Genomic DNA, 13,755 nt, shown 5'->3' with positions numbered 1-13,755 from the left:
TCTGAATACCCCACGGTTGGGTGGTTGAGTGTGTTGTTAGTCGTCCTCGCGGATGGCTCTGGTCTCCGGCTCCGCGTACAGCTGCAAGATGCTGAATATCGGAACGCCGTAATCCACCAGCTCGTCCTCGATGGGCTCGACTGCCATGATTTCCCTGGCCAGGAACGGCGCTAGCCGCTTGGTTTCTGGCGGCTTCACTTTGTGCTCTAGGGTGAACATGATCTTGGCGCGGAACATCTCGAAGCTCAGTCCGCGCGCGTTACGGTTCACGTCGCGCAGATAGCGGTTGATCGACTCGGTTAGCGCGTTGGTGTACCGCTGGGGAATGAACCTGAAGTAGTTGAAGATGTACTCGCCCCAGTTGGTCATCATGGTTGTGACGACCTTCCAGTCCTTCTCTTGCTCAGCGGGGATGCGCTGCCGCCATTCGTCATAGGCTTGCCTGGCTGCATTGTGGGTCTTGCTATTCCAGATGTTGTAGAAGCCTTCCTTGAGGTTGTAGGCGGTGCCTAGCTCGGGGAACTGATCGAACCACGTCTTGATCTTCAGGTGCGCCCAAACGTCCAGGTCACGCCTACGCATCAGCATTAGCTTGCGGTCGCCTTTCAGGGTGCGCTTTTGCGGAACGGTGAGGCCTCGCTTGATCCGCTTTCGTATCTGGTCCATTGCATCGTTGGCGTACCGCACAACGTGGAACTTATCGACGATGACAGTGGCGTTAGGGAACAGCTCTAGCGACACGTCTTTGTACGGATGGAACATGTCCTGGCAGACGATCTGGACCCTGTCCCGGCCGCGCATGTTGGAGATGTAATTATGGATCACGATCTTCTTGCGGTTAGGCAGGACGTCGATGATCGTTCTTTCTTCCAGGTTGATCAGGACGCACCTGTACTCGCCGCCGACAAGTAGTTCATCAATGCCAAGAACACGCGGAAGCATGGGCCTGTATCCAGCCTCCTTTTCGGCGCAGTAGTCGCGCAAGGCCCTGCGCACCACTGATTCATCCACGCCGAGATCGCGCGCCACAGCTGAGTTCGTGCTGGTCATGGCGTGCTTGATGACGTAGGCATGGCAGCGTTTCGTCATGCGGTGCTTCTCGTCGAAATCCAGCAGGGCCGGCGAGAACACTTTGCTGCATGTCTTGCACTTGTACCGTCGACGCATGCCCCAGAGCACCGTGCGCTTGCCCCTGATGGGCAGGTCAACGTACTTGGTCAGCTTCTTGGAGAAACGAATCGACTGGCCGATAGCTCCGCAGGAGGTGCAGAACTCGGGTGCCGGAAACTCAACCTTGAATTGCAGATCGTGTTCATCCTCAAGGAACTCCACGATCTTTACGTTCAATGGGTGCAGAAGGGAAAGCGATTCAGGCACCGGCCGCCCCCTGGGCGGCCAGGGCGTCCCGACTTCCAACAAACTTGCCATCCTCGAACGCCGTCGCAAGTTCGGCGGCAACTCGTTCGCAGGCCTTTCGGTGCCCTATGAATAGCTCTCGCTCTCCATCCCCGGCGCGCACACAGAACGGCCAGAACCCTCTGCCCGTAGGCTCGACCCGATAACGGTCGGCGCCGACTGTCTGCATGTTCACAGCGTAGCTCCTCGCGTTATCCGCTTGAACTCATCAAGAGCGTGCTGGCCAGTCATGATCAGTGACGGAACAGGGACAAGGGCTGCACGGAGCTCGGAGATTTCGTTACGCAGCGAAGCTATCTCGCCGGCCAAATCACTACTACCCCGATTCGCTGTTAAGGCCTCAAGCATCGCTACCTGAGCAGCTGATGGCGGGATTGCGGTTTCCTTGGGGTTTGGCATGACTCTCTCCTGCAATGGGGGTGAGTCTTCATTATAACAACACTTAAAGCCGAAGCTAATGCCAATATGCTTTAAGGCTGCGCTTTGCCTGCAACAACACGTAAAACCGATAACCCTTTTTTATTGCGTTGTCAGGTCTGGCGCGGCATCATCAGGCCCCCGCCGATGCCGTGGTTTCCACCTGGGCTATTCCTCGACAGAGGTGGATGGCCCGGAAGATCCCCTCTCCCGGGCCTTTTAGTTTCCGAAGGTCGAAACTCGGTAGACGGCAGTCTCACCTGCCACATCAAAGTGACGGGTTACCGACCCACAAGGCCTTCACCCTTGCGATAATGACCATCTCGAAGCCGAGAGGTGGTCCTATGAGAAGTCCAGATATCAAGGTCGTGAAGCTCGAGGGGGACGCAGTCCCCTGGTCTATACGCGATGCCGGCCATGAGGCCTGTTTCGTGGTTATGCATGGCCTGACGCTGAGGAGCGATTTCTTGTATTCCGAGGAAGAGGCTGAGGCGGTGGCAGACGCGGTGCACCTAGAGATCATCGAAGAGATGAGATCGATGCTGGAGTCTGTCCGAGGACGATAGTCGATCAATGCAGGTGGAGCGCAGGATGCGCACGGGGTAGTGGCCCCTATCCACCCGCACCTATTTCAGAGCCCAGCCCCGTGCTGGGCTTTTTCGTTTCTGCAGGTGGCGCATTGCGCTGCGGGGCGCGCGGCCCCCTTGAAAGGCCGTACCTGCACCCATCCCTGGCCCAGCCCTCGCGCTGGGCTTTTTCATTTCCGCCCCGGCGAGGGGAACCGAGACGATGAAGATGCCTGACAAACCCGACACTTGGGCGGCTGTGCTCGCCTGGCTGAGCCAGCATGCGCCGATCATCTACGCCTCCCTGCTGTCGTGGGCCATGGCCATGGCCAGGATCATCTACGGCGGCGGCACGCGCCGGCAGGCGCTCTTGGAGGGCGCGCTGTGCGGGGGGCTGGCGCTGACGATCATCAGCGGCTTCGAGTTCTTTGGCGTGCCGCAGAGCATGGCCACCTTCATTGGTGGCTGGATCGGCTTCTTGGGCGTCGAGAAGATCCGTGACCTGGCCGACCGTTACGCTGGGATCAAGCTGCCGCGTCGAGGGTCTGGCGAATGAAGATCACTGCCGATCAACTCGACCGCGCTACCGGCTGCGGTGCCGCTACTGCCTCGACTTGGGTCGAGCACATCAACGGCGCCATGGCTCGGTTCGAGATCAACACGGCTGAGCGCGTGGCGATGTTCCTGGCCCAAGTTGGGCACGAAAGCCAGAGCCTCAAGCGTCTGATCGAGAACCTGAACTACTCCGCCGAGGGGCTGCTCAAGACCTGGCCGAAGCGGTTCACGCCGGTAGAGGCTCGCCAGTATGCCCGCCAGCCCGAGCGCATCGCGAACCGCGTGTACGCAAACCGGATGGGCAACGGGTCGCCGGATACGGGCGATGGGTATCGATACCGGGGGCGCGGCCTGATCATGATTACGGGCCACGACAACTACGCCGAAGCTGCCCGCGCCCTGGCGCTGCCGCTGGTGGCGCAGCCTGAACTGCTGGAGCAACGGACCTGGGCAGCAATTGCCGCGGGTTGGTTCTGGCAGTCGCGGGGTTTAAATGACCTGGCTGACCAAGGCCGATTCGAGCGGATCACTCTGAAGATCAACAGCGGCTGCAACGGTGCTGAGGATCGAGTGGCGCGTCTCGAATGGGCGCGTGCTGCGCTCAAGGGGGAATGATGCTCGGGTTCACGACGAAAGCCGAAGCTCGACAGATCGGCGTCTCGCACCATGGGAGCTATTACGGCATTCCGATGTGGCTGGGGGATGTCGATAGCGATTGCCCGCTGGCGTTCGCCAAGTGGGCGCCGCTTGAACTTGTCGTCTCCCTGTTCTCGGTCATGGAGGGCATCGTCAACTCGATGCTCGATCAAGAGCCGACGTTCATGTTCAAGGTTGGTCGGAGGATCGACCAGTGACCTGGCGGCCATGGTTGGTGGTCGCCCTGGTAGCTGCGCTGGTGTTCTGGCGCCTCGATCACGTGACCGCCCAGCGTAATGACCTGCAGGCCGCCGTCGAGCAATCCGCCGAGACGATCACCGCAATGGCCCAGCAGGCCAAGCGCGATAGCCAGGCCCAGGCTCAGGCCGACGCCCTGGCCCGCACATACCAAGCAGCACTACAGGCTTCCCATGAAGAAAACCAATTGCGCCGCGATGCTATCGGCACTGGTGCTCGCGTCGTGTACGTCAAAGCCCGCTGCCCCGCAGGCGGAGTGCACCAGGCTCCCGGAGCCACCGGCAGCGCTGATGCAGGAAGAGCCGTCCTTGCTGCCGCTGATGGACAAGTTGTTTCTGATCTCCGAGCCGGAGTCGAGCGACGCGAACTGATAATCGCGGCGTTGCGTAAGCATATCGCCGGCCTGCCGAGGTATTGCCGAAGATGATCAGCATCAAGCCGGAAGGGTTCCAGCAGCAGCTCGCCGACCTGACTGAGCTTGAGCAGCGGCAGATTCCTTACGCGACAGCCACTGCGCTTACGCGGACCGCGCAAGGCCTGATGGATCGATTGCGGGCCGAGATGCGTGTCGTGTTCGACCGCCCGACCCCGTACACCCTGAACAGCCTGCGCATGGTGCCAGCCAGGAAAGACCGGCTCGAAGCGCGGGTTTGGTTCAAGGACGAAGCGGACGGGGCGCAGCCTGCATCGGTGTGGATTGCCCCCGAGGTCTACGGTGGGCCGCGTCGGAACAAGCCGGCCGAGCTTCAGCTCAGGGCCAAGGGGATCCTGCCCGAAGGGAAGTACGTGGTGCCAGGCGCCGGTGCTGATCTTGATCGCTACGGGAACATCAAGCGCGGACAGGTCACCAGAGCATTGAGCGGCATCCGCGGATTCACTCAGGCTGGGTACAACGCAAACGCGACCGATAGCAGACGGAGCAGGGCGAAGGGTAATGCTCGCCGCTACTTCGTCATGACCCGCAAGGGCCAGCCCATTGGCATTGCTGAGCGCACAGGCCGAGGCCGGGATGCCGTCTCGATCATCATGGCCTTCGTGTCACGCCCTTCGTATCGCCGCCGGCTGAGCTTCTTCGAGATCGCGCAGCAGTATGCCGACGAGAACCTGCCGCGTGAGTTCGAGGTGGCGATGCGCGGCGTGGCTGCTCGGTTCGCCGCGAGGCGCTGACGGGTGCACCAAAGTGGTGCGTCGCGGGTCCTCCCGGGGGTGCCCCCGTCAGAGGGTAATTCGAGCCCCGCGCGCCAAATATGTATGACCATTTTTCGGAGGTTGGTTGTTGTTTAGTCATGAGCAAAAACGAAACAACCAAACAGCGCGGATGGTTGAACAAGTCCGAGATGGCCGCGAGCCTCGGGATTTCTCCGCAAGCCTTTGATAAATGGGGCGTTCAACCAATCGAGCGAATAGGTCGAGAGGCCTTCTACACGGTGGCGGATGTGGTCGAAAACCGCATCCAGCACGCCGCTCGGAAACAACAACCTGAGGGGGAGCTACCGGAAGGTCTCGATCCCTACGCTGAAGCCAAGCTGACACAGGAGCGACTCCGGCTCACCAAGGCCCAGGCCTACGCCCAAGAGCAGAAGAACCAGATCCAGGACAAGCTCCTGGTCCCGGTCCCGTTCGCCACTTTCGCCTTGGCGAAGATCGCCGCCAAGATTGGCTCGGCGCTGGAGACCGTCTGCAAAACGGTCAGTCGCCGCCACCCGGATGCTGATCCCTTGGTGATGGAGTCCTTCGAGCGGGAGATCGCCTTGGCGCGAAACCTTTCCGCTGAGTTCAGCGACGACATCCCGGGAATCCTTGATGAGTACCTTGCAACCCTGGATCAGTGATCTGCGCACTGCGGTCAAGCTGGGTTTGCAGGGAATGTTCAAAGAGCCGCCGATGACGGCGGTGGAGTGGGCCGACAAGCATTTCTACATGTCGGCCGAGTCCTCTTACAACGAGGGCCGCTGGAAGACTGCACCCTTCCAGATCGCGATCCTGAACGCGATGGGCAACGACCTGATTCGAGTGGTCAACTTCGTGAAGTCGGCCCGGATCGGTTATACGAAGCTGTTGCTGGCCAACATCGGCTACAAGATCCAGCACAAGCGCCGCAACGTGATGATGTGGAGTCCGACCGACCCGGACGCCGAGGACATCAGCAAGAGCCACGTCAATGGCCTGATCCGCGACGTGCCGGTCATGCTGGAACTGGCGCCCTGGTTCGGTCGGAAGCACAGCGACAACACCTTGGACAACAAGGTGTTCGCGAACCGCCGCAACCTCTGGATCCGCGGTGGCAAGGCCTCCCGGAACTACCGGGAGAAGTCGCCCGACGAGGTGATCTACGACGAACTGTCGAAGTTCGACGCCGACGTCGAGGGCGAAGGTTCGCCGACATTCCTAGGTGACAAGCGCCTGGACGGTGCGGTCTACCCGAAGTCTATCCGGGGGTCTACGCCTGGGGTCGCTGGCAGTTGCCAGATCACTAAGGCGGCGGAAGAGTCTCCGCACCGGCTGCGCCTGCATATTGCTTGCCCTCACTGTCAGCGGGAGCAGCACCTGAAGTTTGGCGGAAAGGATTGTGAGTTCGGCCTGAAGTGGGAAAAGAACGAGCTGGGTGAGGCCGAGCGCGCCTGGTACGTCTGCGAGCACTGTGCAGCCTGTTTTGAACACCGCGACATGGTGGTGGCCCAGGCTAAAGGCCGCTGGATCTGCGACGAGACCGGCATCTGGACGCGCGACAGCATCGACTGGTTCGGCCCAGACAACGAGCCGATCCGCACGCCGCGCTCGGTCAGCTTCTACTGCTGGGCGATCTACAGCACCTGGACGACCTGGGTGTCGTTGGTTGACGAGTGGCTCAAGGTCAAGGGCGACCGCGAGAAGCTGATTACCTTCATCAACACCACGCGCGGCGAGGTGTGGGAAGAGGAGCAGGGCGACCGCGTGGAGTGGCAGACGCTCTATGCCCGCCGCGAGAACTACCCGAAGGTGCCGCCGCAAGCGCTTGTCCTGATGGGTGGAATCGACACCCAGGATGACCGCTACGAGGGCCGCGTTTGGGCTTTCGGTCTTGGCGAGGAGGCATGGCTTGTTCACCGTTTCATTCTGACCGGCGATCCGGCCAGTGAGGAATTACGGCGTAAGGTCGGCTTGGAGATCCACCGGCAGTTCACTCGGGCTGACGGCGTTCCAATGCATGTCGAGCGTTGGTGCTGGGATGCCGGCGGCCACTATGCCGATGAGGTAGAGGCCGAGAGCGTCAAGCATGGCGTGCACTGGGTGGTTCCGACCTTCGGAGCCAGTACATACGGCAAGCCAATCGCCAACTTCCCGAAGCGACGCAAGCGCAAGGTCTACAAGACCGAACTGGGCACCGACAACGCGAAGGAGCTGATCTACAGCCGTCTGCGTATTGATGTACCCATTCCGTGGCAACCGACCCCTGGCTGTGTGCACTTCCCGATCGACAGCGACATCTGTGACGAGGACGAACTGAAGCAGATCACTGCCGAGAAGAAGAAGCCGGTGATGGCGAAGGGTGTCCGCGTCCTGCGCTGGGATTCCGGCGGGCGCCGAAACGAGGCGCTGGATTGCTTCGTGTACGCCCTTGCCGCGCTGCGCATCAGCCAGCAGCGCTTCGGCCTCGATCTCGACCAACTTGAGCGAGCGCGCGTTGATCCCGTGCCGGAGCAGGTCGCCCAACAGCAACCCTCGAACGAAAACCATGCCAGCACCTCTCAGGGCTGGCTCAACACTGGAAGCGGACCATGGCTCTGACAGCGCAGCAGATGCTCGACAAATACCTGGAGGCCGAGGCCGCCGTGCTGGAAGGGCGGACGGTGATCTTCAACGGACGCACCCACACCATGGAGGATATCGAGAAGATCCGCGCCGGACGCCGGGAGTGGGAGCGCCGCGCGGCGGCAGATCGGGACCGCGCCGCCGGTCGCCGTCCAGGCCCGGCGCTGGCGGAGTTCTGCTGATGAACCTGATCGATCGTCTACTGAAACCCTGGGCCCCCGACCTGGTGGCTCGGCGCCTGGCCGCCCGCGAGGCAATCCAGGCGTATGAGGCTGCCAGGCCAGGGCGAACCCACAAGGCCAAGCGTCAACCGCTGGGCGCCGACACCTCGCTACAGAAGTCTGCGGTCTCCATGCGAGAGCAGTGCCGGAAACTGGACGAAGATCACGATCTGGTTACCGGCTTGCTCGATCGCCTAGAGGAGAGGGTGGTGGGCGGTAGTGGCATCGGCGTGGAACCGCTGCCGCTGCGCCTGGATGGCTCGGTGCATGCCGAGTTGGCCATGGAAATCCGCAGTGCGTGGGCCGAGTGGTCACTCTCGCCGGAGACCTCTGGTGAGCTGACGCGGCCCCAGGTAGAGCGGCTGATGTGCCGCACTTGGTTGCGCGATGGCGAGGGCTTGGCGCAGAAGTTGATGGGCCGAGTCCCGAACTACACGTTCGCCACGTCGGTGCCTTTTGCCCTGGAGCTGCTGGAGCCCGACTACTTGCCCTTCAGCTACAACAACCTGTCGAAAGGCATTGTCCAGGGTATCGAGCGTGACACCTGGCGCCGGAAAAGGGCCTATCACCTGCTCAAGGATCACCCCGGCAACCTGCAGACGCTGGGCGGCAGCCTGGCGGTGAAGCGCGTCGAAGCGGAACGGATCATCCACATCGCCTACCGCAAGCGGATCGGCCAGAACCGAGGCGTGCCGATGTTGCACGCAGTGCTGATCCGCCTTGCCGACTTGAAGGACTACGAGGAGAGCGAGCGGGTGGCGGCGCGCATCAGTGCTGCCCTGGCGATGTATATCAAGAAGGGCAACCCCGACAGCTACACGGTGGAGCCCGGGAAGGACCGGAAGAACCGAACGATCCCCATCGCCCCCGGCATGGTCTTCGACGACCTCGAGCCAGGTGAAGACGTCGGGATGATCGAGAGCAACCGGCCGAACCCCTTCCTTGAAGGTTTCCGCAACGGCCAACTGCGGATGATCGGCGCTGGCACTCGCAGCACCTACTCCTCGGTGTCCAGGGCCTACGACGGCACCTACTCGGCACAGCGCCAGGAACTGGTCGAGGGCTGGCTGGGCTACGACCTGTTGCAGCACGAGTTCATCGACTACTGGTGCCGGCCTGTCTATCGGTCCTGGCTGCAGATGTACCTGTTGGCTCGGAAGGAGCGCCTGCCCGCCGACGTTGATCACCGCACTCTCTACGCGGCGGTCTACCAGGGGCCGGTCATGCCATGGATTAACCCGATGCATGAGGCCAACGCATGGGAGTTGCTGGTCAAGGCCGGCTTCGCCGATGAGGCGGAAGTTGCCCGCGCTCGTGGTCGAGATCCGCGCGAGCTGAAGAAGTCGCGTGAGACGGAGATCAAGGCGAACCGGGCAGCCGGCCTGGTCTTCAGTTCGGATGCCTACCACCAACTGGTCAAGTCCGGGATGGACCCGGTTGAGGCGGTGCAGAAGGTGTACCTGGGCGTCGGGAAGATGCTTACCGCCGACGAGGCTCGCGGGCTCGTCAACAGATACGGCGCCGGCCTACCCGTGCCTGGGCCGGATTTCCCCAACGAGAGCAACAATGGAGGCGCCGATGGGCAGCCATCAAACCCTGATCCATAAAATCCTGATGCTGCCGATGGCGGCGGCGTTGACTGAGGCCAACGCCCCGCATGAGTCCTGGTACAGCATTAAGGCTGCCGGTCGCGGCGTCGCCGAGGTGCTGTTGTACGACGAGATCGGCGTCTGGGGCATCACCGCGCTGCAGTTCGCTCGAGACCTCAAGGCAATGGGCGACCTGAACAAGATCAACCTGCACATCCACTCCCCGGGCGGCGATGTCTTCGAGGGGACGGCGATCTATAACCTGCTGCGCAACCACCCGGCCAGCGTCGACGTGTACATCGATGGCTTGGCGGCCTCGATGGCCTCGGTCATCGCCATGGCCGGCGACACCATCTACATGCCCGAGAACGCCATGATGATGGTGCATAAGCCCTGGGGCATCCAGGGCGGCGATGCGGACGACATGCGCCGCTATGCCGAACTGCTCGACAAGGTCGAGGACACCCTGGTCATGGCCTACGCCAACAAGACCGGGAAGTCCTCCGACGACATCAAGGCGCTCCTCAAGGAGGAGACCTGGATGAATGGCCGAGAGGCCGTCGCTGCCGGTTTCGCCGACCAGCTCACTGAGCCGCTGCAAGCGGCCGCTCACCTTTCCTCCAAACGCATGCAGGAGTTCGCCCACATGCCCGAAGCTCTGAAAACTCTACTGGCCCCGCGCGCCCAGACCCCCGCCGCGCCGACCAACACTCCCGCGCCGACTCCGGCACCGGCCGCGCCGGCGGCTCCCGTGGCCGCCGCCCCAACCGAGGCCGATATTCGCGCCCGGATCCTCGCCGAGGAATCTGGTCGCCGCAGCGCAATCACTGCTGCCTTCGGCGCGTTTGCCAGCGGCCACGCCGAACTGCTCGCCACCTGCCTGAACGACATGACCATCACCGTCGACCAGGCACGCGAGAAGCTGCTGGCTGCCATTGGCGCCGATACCAAGCCGGCCGCCACCCCTGGCGCTGGCGCCCACATCCATGCCGGCAACGGCAACCTGGTGGGCGACTCGGTGCGCGCGAGCGTGCTGGCCCGCATCGGTCGCGGCGAGCGCCAGGCCGATAACGCCTACAACGGCATGACGCTCCGCGAACTGGCCCGTGCCTCGCTGGTCGATCGCGGGATCGGCGTGGCCTCGCTCAACGCCCCGCAAATGGTCGGCTTGGCCTTCACCCACACTTCCAGCGACTTCGGCCTGATCCTTCTGGACGTCGCCAACAAGTCGGTGCTGGCGGGCTGGGAAGAGGCCGAAGAAACCTTCCCGCTGTGGACCAAGCCCGGCATTCTCACTGACTTCAAGCCGGCGCGCCGCGTCGGGCTGGGCGAGTTTTCCTCGCTGCGTCAGGTGCGTGAGGGCGCCGAGTACAAGTACGTCACCCTTGGCGAGCGCGGCGAGCAGATCATCCTGGCTACCTACGGAGAGCTGTTCAGCATCACCCGTCAGGCGATCATCAACGACGACCTGCAGATGCTCTCGGATATCCCGTTCAAGCTGGGCCAGGCGGCCAAGGCCACCATCGGCGACCTGGTCTATGCGGTTCTGACCGGTAACCCGGCGATGAGCGATGGCAAGGCCCTGTTCCATGCCGACCACAGCAACCTGCTCACTGGCGCGGCTTCGGCGCTTTCCATCGACAGCCTGAGCAAGGCCAAGACCCAGATGGCCACCCAGAAAGCCCAGGTAGAGAAGGGCAAGGGGCGCACCCTGAACATCCGTCCGGGCTTCGTTCTGACTCCGGTGGCACTCGAGGACAAGGCCAACCAGATCATCAACTCCGAGTCCGTGCCGGGCGCCGACGTCAATAGCGGCATCGTTAACCCGATTCGCGCATTCGCGCAGGTGATCGGCGAGCCGCGCCTGGACGATGCCTCGGCGACCGCCTGGTACATGGCTGCCAAGAAAGGCTCTGACACCATCGAAGTGGCCTACCTGGACGGCGTCGATACCCCGTACCTGGAGCAACAGGAAGGCTTCACTGTCGACGGCGTGGCCAGCAAGGTGCGCATCGACGCTGGCGTGGCGCCGCTGGACTTCCGCGGGCTGCAGAAATCCAACGGTGCCTGATCGGCGCCAACTCCCGAGCCCCGCACCTAGCGGGGCTTTCTGTTTCTGCCATTAGGAGAATCAACCATGGCGAAGAACTATGTGGAGGACGGCAACGTCCTGACTCTCATTGCGCCCGCTGGCGGCGTTCAGTCCGGCGTACCTGCGGTGATCGGAGACCTGGTGGTGGTGCCGCTGGTAGATGCCGCCGCGGGCGAGCCGTTCGCCGGAAAAACTGGCGGCGTCTGGAGCCTGCCTGCTGCCGCTGGCCTGACCCAGGGTGCCAAGTGCAGCGTGCTCGATGGGGAGCTGGTAGCTGCTGCCACTGCCGACTCGGTGGCGTTCGGCAAGATCACCGAGCCCACCGTTGACGGCTTCGCGTCGGCGATGCTGATCCAACAATGAGCGCGCCGGGCCGTTTTGGCCGGCTGATCCAACGGCTCCACGAGCGTGGGCAAGAGCGGTTATCTGATGCCGTGGGCGAGTTCCGCGGCATCGGTCGCCCCCCGATCAAGGGGATACCTCTGCAGGTCGATCGAAACCTCAGTTACGACGGGCCTGATGGGGTTTTCATCACGGACAAGGTTGGGATCAGTTGGCTGGCGAAGGATGTTCCCACGGCATCGCGTGGCGACCTCTTCGTTATCGGGTCGTCGCGCTATCTCGTCGAAAAGCTCATTGCGAACGACGGTTGGTTGCTGACGGCAGCAACGATCGAGGAGGAAGCATGAAGCCGAACGTGCTCACGATCGGCCGCTTGGCCTTGCTGGCGCGCTTGCAAACCATCACGCCAAACCAGGGATACCGGACGGACGCGGGCACTCGCGTGCTCTCTGGGTGGTTTAACGAGCTGGTCAAGGAGCGGCATGAGGGCTTTCCGCTGATCGTCGTTCAGCCGGGCAAGGAGCAGCCGCCGGAGCATCTCGACGCTGGCGTTCGCTTTCATCGCGGCTTCGACGTGGTAGGCGCGGTGCGCGGCGGGTATGACCACTATGCGGAGGCTCTGGAGGACCTGCAGCTAGATCTTCTGGCGTGCCTGATGCCTGCCCCCAAGGGGCATTTCCTGCGTTGGCTGCCCCGAGAGCGCGGCATTACCGGGCTGACGTTGGGGGCGCCTGAGCCGTACCCGCCGGGTGATGGAGTGGCCGCTGCTGTGATTCGAATCCCTGTCTATCTGAAAACCATCATCGAGGCGTAACCCATGAAGAGCGATCCCCAGGTGCCGGCCGCGGTCGACGCCGCGCCGCCGGCTGCGCTGAACAAGGCCGTCGAGGTCACCCTGGCCAAGGTGCATTGGCACCAGGGCAAGGAGAAGGCGGCCGGCGACAAGATCAACGTCAGCCCTGACCAGGTTGAATTCCTGCGCCGCGAAGGCGTGATCAAGAAGGAGGCCTGATATGGCTATCGAGAAAGAGACGTATGTGATCGGCGGACCCTTCAAGATCCGCGAGTCCGGCGCTACCACCCCCTTCCAGTTCGCTGGCCTGGTGTCCACTATCCAGCAGACCATCGAGACCAACGAGATCACTTTGCCGGATACCACCACCCCGCAGGGCGGTGAGTACGATGCCGTTTCGCGCATCACTTCGGTCGGTTTGTCGATCAACTTCCGCGAGCTCAAGACCAGCATCCTGGCTGCCTTGGTGTGGGGGGACGCCACCAATGTTCCTTCTGCCACCCACACCGACGAAGCGCACACCGCCGTTCCAGGAGGCACGATCGCGCTCGACTTCATGCCGCTGGAGATCACCAGCGTGAAGAGTGATGACGGCACCACGACCTACGAAGAGTTCGACGACTGGAACATGACCGGCGCCGGTATCGAAATCGTTGAAGGGGGTGCGATCTCTGCGGCCACGCCGATCAAGGTGACTTACAAGTCCGCCACCGTTGATGTGATCGAAGCGCTGACCAACAGCGGCAAGACGTTCGAATGCCTCTTCGAGGGTGAGAACGCAGCCGGTACCCAGCGCCGTATCCAGGCGCGCTATTTCCGGTGCCGCCTGAACCCGTCGAGCCAACAGGACTGGCTCAATACCGAAGACTTCCTCGCTGCCGAGGCCACTGCTAAGGTGCTGATGGACCCGACTAAGGTCGGCGCTGGAAAGTCGAAGTATTTCAACATCAAGAAGGAACTGGCGACGGTGTGACGCCATTCATGCCCGGCAGGGACGCCGGGCGAGCAATCCCTGACTCCGATCTGACATTTGGGCTATCAAAACCCAACTAGGCCCTGGGTTTTGGTGTTGGCGCGG

The 13,755-nt window shown here is 62.2% G+C and carries 17 protein-coding genes; 15 read left to right on the top strand and 2 right to left on the bottom strand.

Annotation, left to right across the window (positions count from 1 at the left end; genetic code table 11):
* Positions 1–36: 36 nt before the first annotated feature.
* A complete protein-coding gene (locus HMPREF2924_RS08400; RefSeq protein WP_070700455.1) occupies positions 37–1,428 on the bottom strand; it encodes an ISL3 family transposase in 1,392 nt (463 codons plus the stop codon).
* Positions 1,429–1,587: 159 nt separating this feature from the next.
* Positions 1,588–1,815: a hypothetical protein gene (locus HMPREF2924_RS35450; protein WP_123906748.1), complete on the bottom strand. Its 228-nt coding sequence runs from the start codon at positions 1,813–1,815 to the stop codon at positions 1,588–1,590.
* An 807-nt stretch (positions 1,816–2,622) separates the two neighbouring features.
* Between HMPREF2924_RS35450 and HMPREF2924_RS08390 the strand changes: the two genes are divergently transcribed.
* The 15 genes from HMPREF2924_RS08390 to HMPREF2924_RS08320 all read left to right on the top strand — a co-directional run bounded on the left by HMPREF2924_RS08390 (position 2,623) and on the right by HMPREF2924_RS08320 (position 13,650).
* Positions 2,623–2,955: a phage holin, lambda family gene (locus HMPREF2924_RS08390; protein WP_003123976.1), complete on the top strand. Its 333-nt coding sequence runs from the start codon at positions 2,623–2,625 to the stop codon at positions 2,953–2,955.
* Positions 2,952–3,569, top strand: a complete 618-nt coding sequence (locus tag HMPREF2924_RS08385) for a glycoside hydrolase family 19 protein (RefSeq protein ID WP_033940606.1) — start codon at positions 2,952–2,954, stop codon at positions 3,567–3,569. Before HMPREF2924_RS08390 ends, HMPREF2924_RS08385 begins: the two co-directional genes overlap by 4 nt.
* A complete protein-coding gene (locus HMPREF2924_RS08380; protein ID WP_023094546.1) occupies positions 3,569–3,808 on the top strand; it encodes a hypothetical protein in 240 nt (79 codons plus the stop codon). The genes HMPREF2924_RS08385 and HMPREF2924_RS08380 overlap by 1 nt, the downstream gene beginning before the upstream one ends.
* On the top strand, positions 3,805–4,275 hold the full coding sequence (locus HMPREF2924_RS34130) for a lysis system i-spanin subunit Rz (RefSeq protein WP_071534556.1): 471 nt from the start codon (positions 3,805–3,807) through the stop codon (positions 4,273–4,275). The genes HMPREF2924_RS08380 and HMPREF2924_RS34130 overlap by 4 nt, the downstream gene beginning before the upstream one ends.
* The gene (locus HMPREF2924_RS08370) at positions 4,272–5,015 is read left to right on the top strand and encodes a hypothetical protein (protein ID WP_033996808.1); all 744 of its coding nucleotides are present in this window, start codon (positions 4,272–4,274) and stop codon (positions 5,013–5,015) included. The genes HMPREF2924_RS34130 and HMPREF2924_RS08370 overlap by 4 nt, the downstream gene beginning before the upstream one ends.
* Positions 5,016–5,134: 119 nt before the next feature.
* Entirely contained in the window at positions 5,135–5,680 is a 546-nt protein-coding gene (locus tag HMPREF2924_RS08365; protein WP_003159067.1) for a terminase small subunit, read from the top strand.
* The gene (locus tag HMPREF2924_RS08360; protein WP_023103829.1) at positions 5,652–7,616 is read left to right on the top strand and encodes a phage terminase large subunit family protein; all 1,965 of its coding nucleotides are present in this window, start codon (positions 5,652–5,654) and stop codon (positions 7,614–7,616) included. Before HMPREF2924_RS08365 ends, HMPREF2924_RS08360 begins: the two co-directional genes overlap by 29 nt.
* Positions 7,607–7,822: a hypothetical protein gene (locus HMPREF2924_RS08355; protein ID WP_003159069.1), complete on the top strand. Its 216-nt coding sequence runs from the start codon at positions 7,607–7,609 to the stop codon at positions 7,820–7,822. The genes HMPREF2924_RS08360 and HMPREF2924_RS08355 overlap by 10 nt, the downstream gene beginning before the upstream one ends.
* The gene (locus HMPREF2924_RS08350) at positions 7,822–9,468 is read left to right on the top strand and encodes a phage portal protein (RefSeq protein WP_021205303.1); all 1,647 of its coding nucleotides are present in this window, start codon (positions 7,822–7,824) and stop codon (positions 9,466–9,468) included. The genes HMPREF2924_RS08355 and HMPREF2924_RS08350 overlap by 1 nt, the downstream gene beginning before the upstream one ends.
* Positions 9,440–11,521, top strand: a complete 2,082-nt coding sequence (locus HMPREF2924_RS08345; RefSeq protein ID WP_023103828.1) for a ClpP-like prohead protease/major capsid protein fusion protein — start codon at positions 9,440–9,442, stop codon at positions 11,519–11,521. The genes HMPREF2924_RS08350 and HMPREF2924_RS08345 overlap by 29 nt, the downstream gene beginning before the upstream one ends.
* A 66-nt stretch (positions 11,522–11,587) precedes the next feature.
* A complete protein-coding gene (locus tag HMPREF2924_RS08340) occupies positions 11,588–11,905 on the top strand; it encodes a DUF2190 family protein (protein WP_003129701.1) in 318 nt (105 codons plus the stop codon).
* Positions 11,902–12,231 (top strand): hypothetical protein, encoded by a 330-nt coding sequence (locus tag HMPREF2924_RS08335; RefSeq protein ID WP_003159073.1) that lies wholly within the window; start codon positions 11,902–11,904, stop codon positions 12,229–12,231. The genes HMPREF2924_RS08340 and HMPREF2924_RS08335 overlap by 4 nt, the downstream gene beginning before the upstream one ends.
* Positions 12,228–12,698: a hypothetical protein gene (locus HMPREF2924_RS08330; protein ID WP_003159074.1), complete on the top strand. Its 471-nt coding sequence runs from the start codon at positions 12,228–12,230 to the stop codon at positions 12,696–12,698. The genes HMPREF2924_RS08335 and HMPREF2924_RS08330 overlap by 4 nt, the downstream gene beginning before the upstream one ends.
* Positions 12,699–12,701: 3 nt before the next feature.
* A complete protein-coding gene (locus HMPREF2924_RS08325) occupies positions 12,702–12,896 on the top strand; it encodes a DUF7210 family protein (RefSeq protein WP_003129703.1) in 195 nt (64 codons plus the stop codon).
* A 1-nt stretch (position 12,897) separates the two neighbouring features.
* On the top strand, positions 12,898–13,650 hold the full coding sequence (locus HMPREF2924_RS08320; protein WP_003129705.1) for a phage tail tube protein: 753 nt from the start codon (positions 12,898–12,900) through the stop codon (positions 13,648–13,650).
* Positions 13,651–13,755 lie beyond the last annotated feature (105 nt).

Source organism: Pseudomonas sp. HMSC063H08 (genome assembly GCF_001813645.1).
Taxonomy (GTDB): Bacteria; Pseudomonadota; Gammaproteobacteria; order Pseudomonadales; family Pseudomonadaceae; genus Pseudomonas; species Pseudomonas aeruginosa.
The sequence above is the reverse complement of the archived record's forward strand: the minus strand, read 5'-3'. Positions and strand labels throughout refer to the sequence as shown.

Coding starts and splice junctions, on each gene's coding strand:
- HMPREF2924_RS08400 (WP_070700455.1), bottom strand. CDS start 1,428: ATGGCAAGTTTGTTGGAAGTCGGGACGCCCTGGCCGCCCAGGGGGCGG.
- HMPREF2924_RS35450 (WP_123906748.1), bottom strand. CDS start 1,815: ATGCCAAACCCCAAGGAAACCGCAATCCCGCCATCAGCTGCTCAGGTA.
- HMPREF2924_RS08390 (WP_003123976.1), top strand. CDS start 2,623: ATGAAGATGCCTGACAAACCCGACACTTGGGCGGCTGTGCTCGCCTGG.
- HMPREF2924_RS08385 (WP_033940606.1), top strand. CDS start 2,952: ATGAAGATCACTGCCGATCAACTCGACCGCGCTACCGGCTGCGGTGCC.
- HMPREF2924_RS08380 (WP_023094546.1), top strand. CDS start 3,569: ATGCTCGGGTTCACGACGAAAGCCGAAGCTCGACAGATCGGCGTCTCG.
- HMPREF2924_RS08370 (WP_033996808.1), top strand. CDS start 4,272: ATGATCAGCATCAAGCCGGAAGGGTTCCAGCAGCAGCTCGCCGACCTG.
- HMPREF2924_RS08365 (WP_003159067.1), top strand. CDS start 5,135: ATGAGCAAAAACGAAACAACCAAACAGCGCGGATGGTTGAACAAGTCC.
- HMPREF2924_RS08360 (WP_023103829.1), top strand. CDS start 5,652: ATGAGTACCTTGCAACCCTGGATCAGTGATCTGCGCACTGCGGTCAAG.
- HMPREF2924_RS08355 (WP_003159069.1), top strand. CDS start 7,607: ATGGCTCTGACAGCGCAGCAGATGCTCGACAAATACCTGGAGGCCGAG.
- HMPREF2924_RS08350 (WP_021205303.1), top strand. CDS start 7,822: ATGAACCTGATCGATCGTCTACTGAAACCCTGGGCCCCCGACCTGGTG.
- HMPREF2924_RS08345 (WP_023103828.1), top strand. CDS start 9,440: ATGGGCAGCCATCAAACCCTGATCCATAAAATCCTGATGCTGCCGATG.
- HMPREF2924_RS08340 (WP_003129701.1), top strand. CDS start 11,588: ATGGCGAAGAACTATGTGGAGGACGGCAACGTCCTGACTCTCATTGCG.
- HMPREF2924_RS08335 (WP_003159073.1), top strand. CDS start 11,902: ATGAGCGCGCCGGGCCGTTTTGGCCGGCTGATCCAACGGCTCCACGAG.
- HMPREF2924_RS08330 (WP_003159074.1), top strand. CDS start 12,228: ATGAAGCCGAACGTGCTCACGATCGGCCGCTTGGCCTTGCTGGCGCGC.
- HMPREF2924_RS08325 (WP_003129703.1), top strand. CDS start 12,702: ATGAAGAGCGATCCCCAGGTGCCGGCCGCGGTCGACGCCGCGCCGCCG.
- HMPREF2924_RS08320 (WP_003129705.1), top strand. CDS start 12,898: ATGGCTATCGAGAAAGAGACGTATGTGATCGGCGGACCCTTCAAGATC.